Raw genomic sequence first — 16,454 nt, forward strand, 5'->3', positions numbered from 1 at the left:
GATTACCAAAAGGAATATCATGGCAGACACTTACGACCTCATCGTTCTCGGCAGCGGCCCCGGCGGCTATGTTGCCGCCATTCGCGCCTCGCAGCTGGGTCTCAAGACCGCGATTGTCGAACGCGAAAATCTCGGCGGCATTTGTCTCAACTGGGGCTGCATTCCGACCAAGGCAATGCTGCGCTCGGCGGAAGTGTTCCACAATATGAAACATGCCAGCGATTACGGTCTGGTCGCCGAGAAGATCAGCGCCGACCTCGATGCCATCGTCAAGCGCTCGCGCGGCGTGGCCAAGCAGCTCAATCAGGGCGTCACCGGCCTGATGAAAAAGAACAAGATCGATGTCGTAATGGGTGATGGTAAAATAACCGCGCCCGGCAAGATGACCGTCAAGACTGAGAAAGGCGAGGAAGAGCTTGCCGCCAAGAATATCATCATTGCCACCGGCGCCCGGGCCCGCGATTTGCCTTTTGCCAAGGCTGATGGCAAGCGCATCTGGACCTACCGCACCGCGATGACACCACCCGAAATGCCGACCAAATTGCTGGTCATCGGGTCCGGCGCGATTGGCATCGAATTTGCCAGCTTCTATAATGATATCGGCGCCGATGTGACGGTCGTCGAAATGCTCGACCGGATCGTCCCGGTGGAAGATGAAGAAATCTCGGCTTTCCTTCAGAAGTCTCTGAAAAAACAGGGCATGACCATCATGACCGGTGCCGGGGTAAAGAGCATCGATGTCGGCGACAAGGGCGTCAAGGCGGAGATCGAGGACAGCAAGGGCAAGAAGGAAAGTCATGACTTCAGCCATGTCATCGTCGCCGTCGGCATCATGCCCAATATCGAAACCATCGGCCTCGACGAACTGGGCGTAAAGCCCGACGATCGCTTTCACATCAAGACCGATGACCATTGCCGGACCAATATCGACGGCATCTATGCGATCGGCGATTGCACTGCGGGTCCATGGCTGGCGCACAAGGCCAGCCATGAGGGCGTGATAGCGGCTGAAACCATCGCCCAATCGATGGACAAAGACGGCCATCCGCATGTGATGGACGTCAACAATATCCCTGGCTGTACCTATTGCCATCCGCAAATTGCCAGCGTCGGCCTCACCGAAGCCAAGGCGAAGGAAGCCGGTCATGACGTCAAGGTCGGGAAATTCCCCTTCATCGGCAATGGCAAGGCGATTGCACTGGGCGAGACCGAAGGCTTTATCAAGACCGTGTTTGACGCCAAGACGGGCGAATTGCTCGGTGCCCACATGATCGGGGCGGAAGTCACCGAACTGATCCAGGGCTATACCATCGGCAAGACGCTGGAAACGACCGAAGCGGAATTGATGAACACCGTCTTCCCCCATCCTACGCTCAGCGAAATGATGCATGAGAGTGTGCTGGATGCTTATGGACGCGTTCTGCACATTTAGAACCTCTAAACCTTCTCCTTTGAGGGAGAGGGAAGCAGAGCGTGCATTGGACATGAATTTGTTCAAAGGGTGTTACCCGCCGCAGGGCGCGGCCCAGACGTTCCTTCTGGACAGTTCGGGACCCCGCCCTGCGGCGGGGAACAGAACGCCGAGATATAGGTTTCCATGTCAGATAGGATATCAGCCACAACCGTGCCCCTGCGCAGGCAGGGGCCCATCTCCTGCACACGCTTCTCTGAACACAGGTCGGCAGATACACGTCTGCCCCACGGCAGCACATTCCCCAGCAGAACAAAAGCTTTCCTACACTGGTCCAATTGGGCTAGCCTGTTCTGCATGGCTCATGATCTGTTTCGCTTCCCCAAACCCCCAAAAACAGACCCTGCCAGCCGCCCGGGTTTTCTTTCCTTTTACACTGTAAAGATTGTAAAGATCATCTCCCATTATTCCAATAAATCAGAAGGTTAGAATCCATGGCTAAGGGTACGCATGATTTTACCCCCGATCCGCGCAACAAAAATATTCTGATCAACGTCAATGGCGTCATGACGCCACGCGCCGAGGCGGTGGTGTCTGTTTTTGACAGCGGATTCATGCTCGGCGACGGCGTCTGGGAAGGCCTTAGGGTGCACAAGGGAAAGATTGCCTTTCTCGACGCTCATCTCGACCGGCTGTTTGAAGGATCAAAGGCGATCGCCATGGATATCGGGATCTCGCGCGAAGCGCTGGTGGAACGGCTGTACGCGACAATCAGCGGTAACGGCATGACGGAACAGGAAGGCGTCCATATCCGCCTGATGGTCACGCGCGGCATCCGGTCGACTCCCTATCAGGATCCGCGCGTGGTGATCTCGCCGGCGACCATCGTCATCATTCCCGAATATAAGGAAGCGCTGCCCAGCACGGTCGAAAACGGCATCCGGCTGTTCACCGTCCATGTCCGGCGCGGCGATCCGGCGGTGCAGGACCAGAAACTGAATTCGCACAGCAAGCTCAATTGCATCACCGCCTGCATCCAGGCGACCCAGGCCGGAGCGGACGAGGCGCTGATGCTCGATCCGCACGGCTTTGTTGCGACCTGCAACAGCACCCATTTCTTCATTGTCCGCAAGGGCGAGGTCTGGACCTCGAGCGGCGACTATTGCCTTGGCGGGATCACCCGGGCCAATGTCATCCGGACTTGCCGGGAGAATGATATTCCGGTGTTCGAGAAGAATTTCTCGCTGACCGATGTCTATGGCGCGGACGAGGCCTTTGTGACCGGAACCTTTGCTGGCGTGGTTCCGGTTAGGGAAGTGGACGGCCGAATATTGACCGAGGGCAGCGGGCTGATGGTGGAACGCCTGCAGGGGCTCTACAAGGAGCTGATCGAGCATGACGTTGTCTAGCCCGATCGTGTCGAGCGAAGTCGAGACACGCCCTTATTGCGCACGCACCCCGAATCCCTCCGATGTGAACGATCCGGAGTGACGCCATGACATCGAATAGGATCCGTATCGCCATGTGGTCCGGCCCGCGCAATATCTCGACCGCGATGATGCGTAGCTTTGGCGGGCGCAGCGATTGTGCCGTCAGCGACGAACCCTTTTACGGAGCCTTTCTGAAAACCACCGGCCAGCGTCAGCCGATGGCCGATCAAGTCATCGCGTCGATGGATTGCGACTGGCAATCGGTGGCGGACAACATGCGCGGTCCGGTACCGGACGGCAAGCCGCTCTGGTACCAGAAACATATGCCCCACCATATGGTCGCCGATATCTCGATTGCCGATTTTCCGGATCATCGCCACGCCTTTCTGATTCGCGATCCGGTTCGCGTCGTCGCCAGCTATGCCGCCAAGCGGGTCGAGGTAACCGCCGATGATCTTGGCTATGCGCGGTTACTGGAATATGTCGACCAAGCGGCGCAGATGTCCGGGAAAAGGCCAGTAATTTTGGACAGCAGCGATATATTGCGCGATCCCGAAACGCATTTGCGTGCGCTCTGTTCTGCTCTGGAACTATCGTGGGATGCGGGCATGCTCGCGTGGACAGCCGGGGCCCGAACTACTGACGGTATATGGGCATCACATTGGTATGGCCGGGTTGTCGAGACGAGCGGTTTTGGCAAGGCCGAAAGTATAATGCCCAGTCTCGATGACAGCGAGCAGGCGATCGCGGACCAGTGCGGCGATGCCTATGCCCGCCTGTCTGCTTTGCGGATCAAAATAGAGGGCGATCAGCCTTGCGGGCTGGCCTGATTTCCGATCCGGTCAAACAGGCTGCCGTCGAGCACCACATAAAGGAGACCCAGACCAGCAAACCACAAAATGTCATTCTGTGCGACCATCCAGACAATGGCGGGCACGAAATTCTGCACACCGCCCAGGAACAGAGCTGCGACCAGCAGCAAAGCTTGGTAGGCAACAAACGCTGCGCCAAAGGCAAGGACCGCCGAAACCATCGACTGGTCGCCGCGCAACGTGAAGACTTTCTTCGCTACCCAGAGCGTAGCAAGCGCGGTGAGGCCGATCGCGAGTCCGTGGCTGAAACTGTAAACGGTCTGTGGATAGCCGAGAAGCAGATAGCCGACCAGTTGGTTGGTGAACCAGGCGGCCGCCATCCAGACCATTGCCTTGCGGAACGGCAGGGTTGCTGCCAGCAAGGTTGCGATGGCCGCAAAAGGGAACATGCAAGCCAGTGCAAGGCTGCCCAGAACCGATGAAGTCACCAGCACACCGGCCCAGATATTCTGGACAGGTGATGAAGATTGAACGATTTGCATGTGATCATATTCCCTTTTGCTGTTGCTTGTCAGAAACGCGCACGCGCACCAATATACGCAGCACGCCCCGGAGTGCCAAAATCAGTGGCTGTTTCATAGTTTACATCGAATAGATTGTCGATACGTCCGAAAATTTCGATACCGCCGGTCACCGGCATGCTCGCGCGGACCCCGGCAAGCGCATAGCCGTCGATGCGACGAGAGTTGGCCAGATCATCAAAGCTGTCGCCCACGATTTGCAAGTCGGCGCCGAGGCTCAATCCGAAACTGGTTTGATAGGTGGTATTGAGATACAGGCTGCTCGCCGGTCGCCGGGCCAGTTCATTGCCAAAATTGGCACCGGAAGAGCGGTTCTCGGTGTCAAGCCAGGTGTAATTCGCGTTGATCCGAAGCCGTTCGGTAGGACTGATTGACAATACGGCCTCAACACCGCGGGTGCGGTTTCGTTCGATATTCAGCGTCGTACCGAAGGGGCGATTGCCATTGGCGCACACCGCTGGTGCCGGATCTGGTGCCACAGGACAAGCGGCAAAGGCGATCTGGTTGCGGGTGTCGCGTTGGAATAAAGTCGCTGATATTCGGACCGCGTCGTCACTCAGCGATTGGTCGACACCAATTTCATAGGATTTTGCCGTTTCCGGCAACAAATCGGGTGTGCCAAAGCCATTGGGGCGATCATCGAGGTCGATCAGCGAAGGAGCCCGGAAGCCCTCGGCATAGCTCGCACGGATAACTGGCCCACTGCCGCTCATCCGATAAACCATGTTAGCCGCCAGGCTGGTATTGCCACCAAAATCCTCATGATCGTCATGCCGAATTCCGCCTGTCACGGTGAACCGCTCAACCGGCTGGAAAACGGCCTGGAAGAAGACGGAATTGATACCGGTCGAGTCGCTTACACCACTATTTTCATAGCGGCTGTCTTCCTTTTCGGCACCGAAGACCAATCGCATTTGCTCGATCACGGCAAAATCGCCGCGATACTCAAGTCGTTCGGTTCGCCCTCGCGGAAGCGAAACGAAACTGGGGTTGATGATATCGCGATTGATATCCGCAATGCTGAAAGCAAAGCGGTTCTGGAATCGCCCATCAAATGCTGTTGCGTGAATACTGGCATTGCCATAAATTTCCTGGGCCAGCGAAAACTGGCTATTATCCGAACTGAATGGCGGGAAGACACTGTCATTCTCCACTCTGCTGTCCGCATAATAGCCGCTGGCTTCAAATCGAACCGCATCGGTAACGTCTAACACCAACCGCCCGGAAGCCGAATATTGCCGATAGCCGTCTGGTTCCACGCCACCGGAAAAGGCACTGATACCGTCGGTTCGAACATAGCCTCCCCCGATAGTCAGTCCCACGGGACCCAGTTTGCCCGAGGCATTGCTTACCAGTCGGACAGTATCGTTCGCGCCATATTCGCCCTGGGCATAGAGGGTAAGATCTTCGGTCGGACTTTTCGTGGTGACATTGACCACGCCGCCGACCGCTTGGCTACCCCAGGTTACGCCGCTTGCGCCGCGCAATACTTCGACGCGCTCGATATTACCGGCCAGCAAGTTGCCGAAATCAAACGATCCATCAGGCGTCGACGGATCGTTGACCCTTATCCCGTTGATCAGCACCAGCGTATGATCATTTTCCGCGCCGCGGATCCGGATCGAGGTTTGCGAACCCAGTCCGCCACTGTTGGTAATGTTGACGCCGGGTAGTTCCTGAAGGATCGCGGCAAGCGAGATGGATTGCTGCTCCCGGATATCTGCTTCGGTGAGCACCGAGATCGCTGCTCCCGTGTCTTCGATATCCTGTTCGATACCGGTTGCCGTGACAATGATCAGAGGGTCTTCATTTGCCATTGCAGGCATGGTATACAGGATCGACGAAGACGCCATGGCGACGCCGATAGATTGAAATTTGTTCATTAGGATTCCCTTGTGTTAACGACTTAAATTGCCGTTACGCAGGGGAAAACCCCGTTCACCCGACACACCCCGTCCGGCTGAAGAACGACGATATAGGGCAGGTCTCCTGACTTGCGGATCGCAGCTGATATGCCGCCTTCCCAGATCCGGAGATCCAGTGGCATGTGGCATATCGGCTAGCCGCTTACAGTTGCGGGGGCAGTACCGGATTTGAATCGGGCGCTAACCCTATTCTCACCGATTTCCCTTTGAATTCTCAATTAAGAGAAACCCGATATCTGTCGTCCCCTTCACCGAAAACAGATCAGTATGCAACCCCCATTGTGATATTGTTGACGAGTCGAACGAAGCTGCGTTTCCCGTATCCGCGATGGTGTAAGCATTTCGTGGCTCATTCCCACCATGCCTATGAATTCTCGGTATATTATCTTGGCGCTACATGCTGAATCTAGCTCCCACCTGAAATATAAACATGCTATATGTTGTTCTTATTTGAGGAATGATTGAGATGATTACATTTTTGAGTATGGCTTTGATCAGCACTGTTTCAGCCGCCACGATAGCCGATGCCGGAACAGCTCGCGTTGCATATTCCAATTGTCTGGTCGAGTTTACAACGACCAAGCTTGACGCGAAAGTTGGTACAAGCGCATTCCGAGCGGCCGCTACCTCAGCCTGCACTGACGAACGCGCTGCCATGATTGCAGCAATGAAAAAGGATGAAAAGGAATTCGGCAGTTCGGAAAGTGAAGCGACAAGCTTTGCCACGGAAGAAGCTGACAGTGTGCTGTTTTCCTTCACCGACAGCTATGCGGGTTTCGTGAGTTCCAATTCCCGACCCGTCAAAGAGGACTAGTTGGTCTAGCTGCTGCTTCATTGATGGTGATGCGGGTAATCGCTGATTGAATTCGAAGCAGTGTCTGTTGCGAAACAGGCGATTGCCACGCATCGCCGGTCTTATCCGACCAGCAATATTCTCAGATCATTGACATTGGTACCGGATGGGCCAGTCATCAACAGGGCATCGGCCTTTTGAAAGGCCAGATAGCTATTGTCATCGTCAAGCAATCGCCGGGCCTGCGGGCCGCCGCCCATCGCTTCCAAAACTCCCGGCCAGAGAAAAGCGCCCGCATTGTCTTCAGATCCGTCTATGCCATCGCTATCGGCTGCAATGCCGCAAATGTCGGAAGTTCCAGCCAATGTTAGCGCGCAAGAGAGCAAATAGGCTGTGCAACGGCCACCGCGACCCGCGGGATTGCGCACAGCAACCGTTGCTTCACCGCCTGAAATCAGAGCCACCTTCCGACCTTCAGCCTTCAGGGCGAGCGCCTTCATCGCATGTTCTCGGCCGAGCTGCAGGGCGTCTCCTTCCAACGCATCGCCGAGCATGATCACTTCAAAACCCATTGCTTGAGCGGCTGCCCCGGCAGCTGCGCACATAGCAGCAGGTCTGGCGCAAATAGCCGCCGTTGCACGCTGCATTTTCACATCGTCGGGTTTGGGGGTTTCAAGCAACCCGCTCGCCAGCTTTTCCTTGATGGAAGGGGGGACGGTGAGGCGATATCTCTCCACGATGGCCAGAGCGTCGGCACATGTCGACTCGTCGGCAACCGTCGGCCCAGAGCCAATCATTCCGATATCATCACCGGGAATATCCGAGATTGCGATCATATGGGTGGAGGCTGGCCAGGCTGCAGCCGCTAGGCGCCCGCCCTTGATGGCCGAAAGATGTTTGCGGACAATATTCATTTCACTGATCGGAGCGCCGCAATGAAGCAAATCTCGAGTGATTTGCTGTTTCTCGGATAGGGCCAGACCTTCGACCGGTGCCGGAAGCATAGCGCTGGCACCGCCCGACATCAGGACCAGCAGCAGATCATTTGCGCCAAGTCTGGCGGCTGCCGTCAAAGCCATTTGTGCTGCCTCCGCACCAGCGGAATCAGGTACCGGATGCGAAGCTTCGATGACTCTTATATGATTGGGGCTGAATCCAGGTTGAATATAGCCCTGCCGCGTTACGATCATCCCTTCCGAATCTTGGGGAAGCCGCTCTTGGATGGCTGCGAACATATTTGTTGCCGCTTTCCCAACCGATAAAATATAGGTCTGCCCTGCAACTTTTGGCCATGTCATGGCTCGCATAGCATATTTCGGGAGGGCCGGTGCTAGGGCATGCTCATAAAGAACCTTCAAAAAAGCCTTTGTTGATTCGGGATTCGTTGTTTTATGCACTGCACAATAGAGGCCCGATTGTCCGATTGAGGTCAAGCATCATTTCGGAGTGACAGACCAACCATGAGCGATCGTGCTACAATCGACCATTTGACGAAACGGATTTCCGCCCATTTGCGGATGATCTATCCCGGCCATGACTGTGATATGCTGGCGGATAACATAGTTCATCGGTTCTGGCCTAACACCGGCAGGATGATCAAGCGACGAAAAATTGCCGACAAGCATTTATGGAACGAAAGCGATGTTGCGATCATCACCTATGGCGGAACGTTTCGCGCGGATGGCGAAAGACCTCTGCGGACTCTGCACCGCTTTCTGAAAACTTTTATCGGTCAGACGATGGGCGCTGTGCACATCCTGCCTTTCTTTCCCTTCAGTTCAGATGACGGCTTCGGGGTCATCGACTATCTTCAGGTCGATGAAAACCTGGGCGACTGGTCCGATATCCAAGGCATCGCCGCCGACTATCGATTGATGGCCGATCTCGTTATCAATCACGGATCGAGCAAATCAGCGTGGTTTCAGCAATTTCTGTCCGATGAAGCACCTGGCAAGGATTATTATTTTACCGCCGACGCGGCAGCCGATCTCGGACAAGTCGTCCGCCCCAGATCGCATCCGCTGCTTACTCCCTTTCGTACCGTGCGAGGTGACCGCCATGTGTGGAGCACCTTCAGTACAGATCAACTTGATTTCGACTTTCGCAATCCAGCGGTTTTGCTGGAATTTATAGAGATTATTCGTGCCTATATCGATCACGGCGTGCGTATCTTCCGGCTCGATGCGGTTGCTTTTCTCTGGAAAAAAATCGGAACACCTTCAATAAATCTGGATGAAACGCACGAGATCATAAGGCTGTTACGCACATTGATGGACCATCATGCCGAAACGCTGCTCATCATCACTGAAACCAATATCCCGAACCACGAGAATCTGACCTATTTTGGCAACCAGAATGAAGCGCATGTCATCTATAATTTTTCATTGCCTCCGCTGCTGACCCACGCACTGCTCACTGGGAATGCGCTGTATCTGAAACGATTGACACGAAGCAATCCTCCCGCGCTCACCGGATGCACCTATCTGAATTTCACCGCCAGCCATGATGGGATCGGCTTGCGTCCTACAGAAGGCGTATTGCCGCAAGGCGAAGTCGATCAGATGCTTGCGGTCATACAGGGTTTTGGGGGACGACTGTCAATGCGACGTGGCCCAGATGGCACGGAAAAGCCCTATGAAATGAATATTTCATTTTTCGAGGCGATGCAGGGAACATGCGATGGCCCGGACGAGCACCAGATCAATCGATTCATGGCGGCGATGACGATCATGTTGGCCCTGGAAGGTATTCCTGCGATCTACATTCACAGCCTGCTGGCTACGCCAAATGGCTACGAGGAAGTCAATGTCACCGGCCACAACCGGGCGATAAACCGGCGTGAACTGAACTATGATGAGATTAGCGCGAAATTGACGGATCCGGCAACCGTGGAAGCCCAAGTCTTCACGCGATTGCTGTCGCTTGTCGAGATGCGTAAAAAGCAGCAAGCGTTCCATCCCAATGCCGTGCAATTCACACTTGCTTTGCCCGAGGGGCTGTTCGGCATTTGGCGTCAGAGCCAGGATCGCAAACAGAGTATCTTCGCCATCACCAACGTGACTAAAGTCGAAAAGACACTCTCGCTGGCGGACATAAACCTAATCGCTGGTGACACTTGGCGGGATCTGATTTCCGGTCAGACCATTACCGATATAGAAAGCGATTTTTCCATGTCCGCATATCAGACGGCATGGATCTGCAACGGGTTAGAATTGCCCGTTTAGTCCTCGTTGTCTAACCGCACAGCTTCCTTGAAGCGGTCCGTAAAATCCGGAATAGCGCTGTTGATGCGGTTCCAGTTGGCCATGAATGGGGTTTCGTTTGGCGATTCAAGAAACACCTCTCCGGCTTTCATGATATTCTGTGCAAATAGCTCGACGGTGGTTTCTTCCTCGTGGCGGTCCAGCGTCAGACCGTTCATCACTGCGTCATTGTAGAAAGTCTCGATCCGATCCAGCGCAATACGAAAATAGGTCGCTTTCAGCGTTCTGAATGTTCCTTGCGAGAAAACCTGGCCATCGGTCGCGAGCTTGCGGAAAATCGACTTGGTGATGTCGATGCTCATCTTGGACAGACCGGCTTCCGGATTGTCATGCGACACCGATTGATGTTTGTGATCATAATTATCAGCTATTTCCACCTGGCATATTGCTCGGGCGGATTGGCTGCGCCACACTTCCGACAGTACGCCAACTTCCAGACCCCAGTCGGATGGAATCCGGATATTCTTGACGACTGGTCGCGCCATCGCAAACTCTCCAGCCAGTGCGTAGCGAAAGCTGTTCAAATATATGATATAGTCATTCGGCTCGCAAACTTTCTTGAGCGCAGCAAGCAATGGTCCGATAAGCAAGCGGACTACACGTCCATTGAATTTCTCTTCGGTCGTCCGGGCGTAATAGCCTTTTGAAAAAACATAGGGAAAGGTGGGATTGGCCACCGGATACATCAATCGAGCCAGTAGCGCTCTGTCATAAGTCAAAATATCACAGTCGTGCAGGCCTACGACCTCGGCGTCGGTTGCCGACAGGAAATAGCCGAAACAGAACCAGACGTTACGGCCCTTTCCCGGCTGCGCCGGCGATAGGCCATGTCCTTTCAGTTCCTGATCGAGAGCCGATAGCCGTGGACCGCTGTTCCACAAGATATGATGGCGCTGGGGCAGGCGGGAAAAATATTGCTTGGCGAATTTGAACTGGTCCTTGTCTGCGCGGTCCAGGCCGATGATGATGTCATCCAAATACGGCACATTTGAAAGTTCGTCGACAATATGTTCAAGCGCCGGTCCCTCCAGTTCCGAAAACAGACTGGGCAGGATCAAGGCCATCGGACTGGTGGACCGATAGTGCATCAAGTCCGCTTCCAGCGATTCCGTGCTCCGGTCGGTCAAGTTGTGCAGTGTTGATATAATACCATTCTGGTGAAAATCGGCCATGGGTTTCCCTGCAATTTCTGATCTACGTGCCTAATCATCTTTCCGGCAGTATAACACCCAATTCCACAATAATTTCCGCCACCGCCATGGCCCAACCTCGCGGCCCGGGCATCGAAGCGGTGCGAACATGTGATTTGCACGACTGAATGGTCACCCCTTCGGGATTGGGCATTATCACTCCGATATCGGCGGCCTCGATCATCCCCAGATCATTGGGACCATCACCGAGCGCAATTGAGATGATATCTGCACGCGGCGTTCGTTCGGTAAAGGCGCCCATTATTCGCGCCATCGCCAGATCCTTGGTCGCTTGGCCGGTAAAATGATAAAAACGCCCGCCTCGCTGAATGCGGATATTGAAATCGGCCATGATCAGGTTGAGTTCTTCCAATTCCGCATCAGACCCCGACCAGAGAAATGGCTCCGAGGCCTCCCGTCGCTTGGCAAGCAGTGCGTCGTTCAATTCGAGGCCTGTGACTTTTGACAGCTCGGTTCCCGACATGTCCGAGAAGCCTATAATATGCTGACGCAGGTTTTTGGGTAAATTGTCAATGCGGTCAAGTATCCCAGAATATTCAATCCCCAAAAGGATGATCTGCGGCTCATTGGTATTGATGAATGGATAGCCATCTGGCGCATAAATGACCGAACCATTTTCCGATACGCCAATAGAAAGAGGCAGCGGAATCGATCGTTGCAAAGCTCGCAATTCCGCGCGTGTCTTGCTGGTAACCGGAACGACAGCACCAATCGATTGTTCAGATATCTGGCGGATTAATCGATCGGCTGGTTTCGCTGAATAGCTGTCGTGATCGAGCAGGGTTCCGTCGAGATCGGTGAATATCACGGGAAATAGAGGGCGGTTGGTGGCCATGTGAGGGAGAGTTAGCAGAACGTTCTGCTAGCGAACATGTTAATGTCGCTGCTGCTTGATGTCTCGATAAGTCGACCCTATCAATGCGAATATTGGTACCAATCCGGATCTGGCGAATGGGATGCTTTTGACCGACGTGGAAACCATTAAAGATCATCGGGACCTGAAAAATGGCGGACAGGGTGTCCGCCATAATGACCCCCCACACCCCCTGTTCCGACACGAGTGACCCCCAAAAAGACCGGATTTGCGTATAATCTGTCAAAACCAATTTGCAGACTGTTGCAACATGATGTAGGAAATTGCATCATTTTAGGTGGGTAGAAGGTGGGTAGGATATGCCAATAGTAGCAACGGCGCTTAACGCGAAACAATTGGTTAGTCTTATCAAAAGCACAATGTCCGACATACAATCGAGCCAGATCAAGCACAATGTCCGAAAAGCCGTTGGCGGTCATCCACCAGGATTGATGATTCAGATAACGCCAGCCGGATCGACAAGCTGGATCATGCGAACGACAACGAACGGACGGCGGCGAGAGATCGGGCTGGGCAGCTTTCCAACATTGTCGTTATCAAAAGCGAGGGAACAAGCCCTAAATATTGCCATGATCGTCCTAAGCGGCGGTGATCCTGTTGCGGATCGGCGAAAAGGTCAATCACGGTCACAGACTTTCCAAGAATGTGCAGAATCCTATATTCGCGACAATAAGGATGGCTGGAAAAGCGAAAAACATGCCGCACAATGGGCAAGCACTTTACAAAAATGGGCATACCCAAAAATTGGCAATGAAGCAGTCCAATCTATCGACAAGGTTATGGTTGCGGACGTCTTGAAACAACCGGTTGCAGCAGCAGGTGGCAAATCATTGTGGGCGGCTCGGCATGAAACAGCAAACCGCTTGCGACAGCGAATTGAAAACATATTCGATCACGCAAAAGCAAATGACTTTTTCGTCGGTGATAATCCTGCAAAATGGCGTGGTAACTTAAAGCCCTTGATGCCAGCAGTATCTAAAGCGACTAAACGCGTTAAACATCACGCTGCATTGCCATACAGCGATGCACCTGCATTCATGTCCGACTTGCACAAACGCGATGGTATTGCTGCGAAAGCCTTACAGTTTACTATTTTTACGGCAGCACGTAGCGGTGAAGTCCGATTGGCGACATGGGATGAAATCGATTTCGAGAACGCAATCTGGACTTTACCGGATAGTCGAATGAAAGCCGGTAAAGAACATACGGTGCCCTTGTCCGATTCCGCGCTGGCGATCCTCAAGCAAACGCCGAAAAGCGAACGCAAGGGATTGATTTTTGTCGGTGCTAAGGCTGGAAAGCCAATGTCCGATATGACGTTGGCAGCGGTGCTAAAAAGAATGAACCAGACCGGTGTCACAGTTCACGGTTTTAGGTCCACATTTCGCGATTGGGCAGGGGAGACAACGGCGCACCCCCGCGATGTGATCGAAAACGCCCTTTCGCATCAATTGAAAGATAAAGCAGAAGCTGCATAAGATAGCAAGCGGGCGGATGCCCGAAGGCCGCGAGGAAATCGCGGCGCACGCGGTCGGATGACTGCTTTCTGCAATTTTATCCGAAAGTACCGAAAATGGCACAATTTCTTACAATTCAGAGCGTCGCTGAACGCTACGAAACGTCCAAGCATTCCGTTTATCGCTGGATCAGGGACGACCGCAATTTCCCGTCACCTATCCGATTACCAGCCGGTTCGCCGCGCTGGGCAGTGGCAGATTTAGAGGCATGGGAAGCTCAGCAAAAATCGGCTGCCTGACTAAATAAAAGACCGGCAAGCGCTGGAACGCAGCCGGTCCATTAGGAAATCAAATAATGAATGATTACGATATACCCAAACCGGCCATGCCGGTCAATGACCCGCCACCGCTCGATTGTAGCGGTGAGTACTTGACTCACATTGAACAAAAGCAGTGGTTCAAAGGATGTGTTTTGATAGGTCCAGAGAACCGAATATTTGATAGCAAGGGACTGAAATATGATCCGGGTGCATTTAATAGCACGTACGGCGGCAAAAAATTTATGATTGATGCAAACGGCAGACTGACCGATGATGCTTGGAAAGCGGCAACCAGATCAACACTTTGGACAGTGCCTAAGGTGGACGGCACTACATTCCTTCCCTCTTTGCCAACTGGACAGGTCACTACCGATGAACTCGGACGTAACTATGTAAACACCTACATACCTGCAAAAATTGAGAGCATCGTGGGCGATCCGTCACCATTTTTAAGACATATGGAAATGATCATACCGGACGCCAGTGATCGGGAAATCTTTTACGCCTATCTTGCGCACAATGCGAAATATCCTGGGGATAAAATACCTTGGGCACCATTGATACAATCGACCGAAGGCGTCGGCAAAAACGTAATCAAATATGCCATGACCCATGTGATGGGCGATCACTATACCTATCCGCCCAATGCCAAAGAACTTGCGTCAGGTGGCAGTAAATTCAATGCTTGGATACGCGGAAGACTGTTTTTCATATGTGATGAAATAAAGACCGATGAAAAACGCGATTTGGTCGAAGTCTTAAAGCCGATGATTTCTGAAGAAAAGATGGAAGTCCAATCGAAAGGTATTGATCAGCGAAAAGACGATAATCCGGCCAACTGGCTATTTTTCAGTAATCATAAAGATGCAATTCCAGTCGATAAAAATGGGCGTAGGTTCGCAATTTTTTACAGCGCAATCCAATCCAAAGAGGATTTGCAAAAGGCTGGTATGAACGATGCTTATTTCAATGATCTATACGATCAATGGTTAGGTCCGCGCAGTCATAAATTTGGCTTAAAGATAATCGCCAATTTTCTGCTTACATATCCAATAGAACGAGGTGCGATCCCGATGCGCGCACCGGAGACGTCAAGCATGGCCGAAGCGATGATTCAAAGCAGGGGTTGGCTTGCCCAATTGATTGCAGAAGCTGTGGACGATAGCTTGCCCGGTTTTTGTGGCGGCTGGATTGCCACAGTTGCTGTTAAACGGTTATTGGTCAAAGCAGGTCGAAAACCAGTCGAGAACAAAACCATGTCCGTTGCTCTATCAGAACTCGGATATCATAAAATCGGACGCGCCACTCGACCGTATTTTCAAGATGATAAAGACATACGGTCAACACTTTGGCACATTGATCCAAATGCTATGATTGAAAATTACAGCAGATCACAGGGGTATGAATAGGACGTCGCGTCCAATATATTAGGATTTTGCAGATTAACAGGCTTCTGGACCTGAGACGCCGCAGTCCGTCGCGATAATGCTATCTATCGCGACGTCTGTTTTTCCTAGTTTTGCAGGGCTTATAGAGACATCCGTCTTAGTGGACGCGATAAATGATGAATTGTTGAAAGTAGTATTCCAATATTCATCATAGTTTATAATTCAAATGGTGTACTGACAGAGATAGAAAAACGGCGTCCATCGCGACGTCCTAAGACCAAAAGCCCGCGAATATGCCGTAAATAGACGTCGCGATATCTAGCGCAGCAATTGCATGGGTGGACATCGCCACGCGTGACCTCTCGCGGTTGCAGCCGTCCGCCTTCGCAGCTGAGATAATCGAAAAAGCCAAACCGTTACGGCAAGCATGGAAGGTTCAATATGATGATGTATTGACCGAGAAGCGCGCCATTGCTGCGGCTGAAGTGCGGATGGCTGAAATACCGGCAAGCGTCCGGCATGATCATTTTCCGGAAATCCGCGCAAGCTTCAAAGGTCTCGACACCGCAGATGCCGCTAAATTGGCGAGCAAAGCTGATTTAGAAACATTATCTGCATTGATCGATGCCGGTCAGTTGTTGACCGGCCTGAGTGATCCAGCTTGGGAAATTGTGCAGAATCGATACCTAGTGCTCGCAACCGTCGAGCGCCTTGGGCTGTTAGCAAATTATCAACAGATACCTACGGTGGACAATCTACTTGCAACAGGTCCGGATTTTTCCGCAGCAGAAAAGGCCGTTCGCGAGATGCTTGCCGCCCATGAACAGCGCAAAGATAATTTGAAAAATTCAGTGTCTGACCGAAAACTAAGTTAGGTGATATCAGAGGTTTAGCTTGACGCTTTGCCTGATCGCTGATTCTGGAGTTTTGTGAAAAGCTTCAGGAGATCAACGATGTGGACTGATACCACCCGCGTGCATCATGCGCGA

At 52.8% G+C, this 16,454-nt stretch carries 13 protein-coding genes and 1 riboswitch; of the genes, 8 read left to right on the forward strand and 5 right to left on the reverse strand.

Annotation, left to right across the window (positions count from 1 at the left end):
- The first annotated feature begins 19 nt into the window (after nucleotides 1-19).
- The 3 genes from lpdA to ACEW8J_RS13215 all read left to right on the forward strand — a co-directional run bounded on the left by lpdA (nucleotide 20) and on the right by ACEW8J_RS13215 (nucleotide 3,671).
- Nucleotides 20-1,432 (forward strand): dihydrolipoyl dehydrogenase, encoded by a 1,413-nt coding sequence (gene lpdA / locus ACEW8J_RS13205; RefSeq protein ID WP_373492109.1) that lies wholly within the window; start codon nucleotides 20-22, stop codon nucleotides 1,430-1,432.
- A 473-nt stretch (nucleotides 1,433-1,905) separates the two neighbouring features.
- Nucleotides 1,906-2,820 (forward strand): aminotransferase class IV, encoded by a 915-nt coding sequence (locus ACEW8J_RS13210; RefSeq protein WP_373492110.1) that lies wholly within the window; start codon nucleotides 1,906-1,908, stop codon nucleotides 2,818-2,820.
- A gap of 86 nt (nucleotides 2,821-2,906) precedes the next feature.
- Nucleotides 2,907-3,671, forward strand: coding sequence for a sulfotransferase (locus ACEW8J_RS13215; protein WP_373492111.1), 765 nt, complete (start codon nucleotides 2,907-2,909; stop codon nucleotides 3,669-3,671).
- Here the strand turns inward: ACEW8J_RS13215 and ACEW8J_RS13220 are convergent.
- Together ACEW8J_RS13220 and ACEW8J_RS13225 are read right to left on the reverse strand one after the other, a co-directional pair.
- Complete coding sequence (locus ACEW8J_RS13220) at nucleotides 3,650-4,195, reverse strand: hypothetical protein (RefSeq protein ID WP_373492112.1); 546 nt, start codon at nucleotides 4,193-4,195, stop codon at nucleotides 3,650-3,652. The genes ACEW8J_RS13215 and ACEW8J_RS13220 overlap by 22 nt on opposite strands.
- Before the next feature lie 29 nt (nucleotides 4,196-4,224).
- Nucleotides 4,225-6,117 (reverse strand): TonB-dependent receptor plug domain-containing protein, encoded by a 1,893-nt coding sequence (locus ACEW8J_RS13225; protein WP_373492113.1) that lies wholly within the window; start codon nucleotides 6,115-6,117, stop codon nucleotides 4,225-4,227.
- 78 nt (nucleotides 6,118-6,195) lie between these two features.
- A riboswitch (cobalamin riboswitch) is annotated at nucleotides 6,196-6,407 on the reverse strand.
- Nucleotides 6,408-6,625: 218 nt separating this feature from the next.
- Between ACEW8J_RS13225 and ACEW8J_RS13230 the strand changes: the two genes are divergently transcribed.
- Nucleotides 6,626-6,973: a hypothetical protein gene (locus ACEW8J_RS13230; protein ID WP_373492114.1), complete on the forward strand. Its 348-nt coding sequence runs from the start codon at nucleotides 6,626-6,628 to the stop codon at nucleotides 6,971-6,973.
- Between the two features lie 101 nt (nucleotides 6,974-7,074).
- Here the strand turns inward: ACEW8J_RS13230 and ACEW8J_RS13235 are convergent, their stop codons facing one another.
- Nucleotides 7,075-8,349, reverse strand: coding sequence for a glycerate kinase (locus tag ACEW8J_RS13235; RefSeq protein ID WP_373492115.1), 1,275 nt, complete (start codon nucleotides 8,347-8,349; stop codon nucleotides 7,075-7,077).
- 63 nt (nucleotides 8,350-8,412) lie between these two features.
- Here ACEW8J_RS13235 and ACEW8J_RS13240 point away from each other — a divergent pair, with 63 nt between their 5' ends.
- The gene (locus ACEW8J_RS13240; protein ID WP_373492116.1) at nucleotides 8,413-10,176 is read left to right on the forward strand and encodes a sugar phosphorylase; all 1,764 of its coding nucleotides are present in this window, start codon (nucleotides 8,413-8,415) and stop codon (nucleotides 10,174-10,176) included.
- On the opposite strand, the gene ACEW8J_RS13245 is transcribed toward ACEW8J_RS13240, so the two are convergent.
- Together ACEW8J_RS13245 and ACEW8J_RS13250 are read right to left on the reverse strand one after the other, a co-directional pair.
- A complete protein-coding gene (locus tag ACEW8J_RS13245) occupies nucleotides 10,173-11,387 on the reverse strand; it encodes a glucosyl-3-phosphoglycerate synthase (RefSeq protein ID WP_373492117.1) in 1,215 nt (404 codons plus the stop codon). The genes ACEW8J_RS13240 and ACEW8J_RS13245 overlap by 4 nt on opposite strands.
- 34 nt (nucleotides 11,388-11,421) lie before the next feature.
- Nucleotides 11,422-12,261, reverse strand: coding sequence for an HAD-IIB family hydrolase (locus ACEW8J_RS13250; protein ID WP_373492118.1), 840 nt, complete (start codon nucleotides 12,259-12,261; stop codon nucleotides 11,422-11,424).
- 338 nt (nucleotides 12,262-12,599) lie between these two features.
- On the opposite strand from ACEW8J_RS13250, the gene ACEW8J_RS13255 reads away from it, so the two are divergent.
- From ACEW8J_RS13255 to ACEW8J_RS13265, 3 genes are all read left to right on the forward strand, one after another.
- Nucleotides 12,600-13,778 (forward strand): tyrosine-type recombinase/integrase, encoded by a 1,179-nt coding sequence (locus ACEW8J_RS13255; protein WP_373492119.1) that lies wholly within the window; start codon nucleotides 12,600-12,602, stop codon nucleotides 13,776-13,778.
- A gap of 334 nt (nucleotides 13,779-14,112) precedes the next feature.
- Entirely contained in the window at nucleotides 14,113-15,486 is a 1,374-nt protein-coding gene (locus ACEW8J_RS13260) for a primase-helicase family protein (protein ID WP_373492120.1), read from the forward strand.
- 317 nt (nucleotides 15,487-15,803) lie between these two features.
- Nucleotides 15,804-16,340, forward strand: coding sequence for a hypothetical protein (locus ACEW8J_RS13265; RefSeq protein WP_373492121.1), 537 nt, complete (start codon nucleotides 15,804-15,806; stop codon nucleotides 16,338-16,340).
- The last annotated feature ends 114 nt before the right edge of the window (nucleotides 16,341-16,454 follow it).

The sequence above is a fragment of the Parasphingorhabdus sp. genome, from assembly GCF_041748495.1.
GTDB lineage: Bacteria > Pseudomonadota > Alphaproteobacteria > Sphingomonadales > Sphingomonadaceae > Parasphingorhabdus.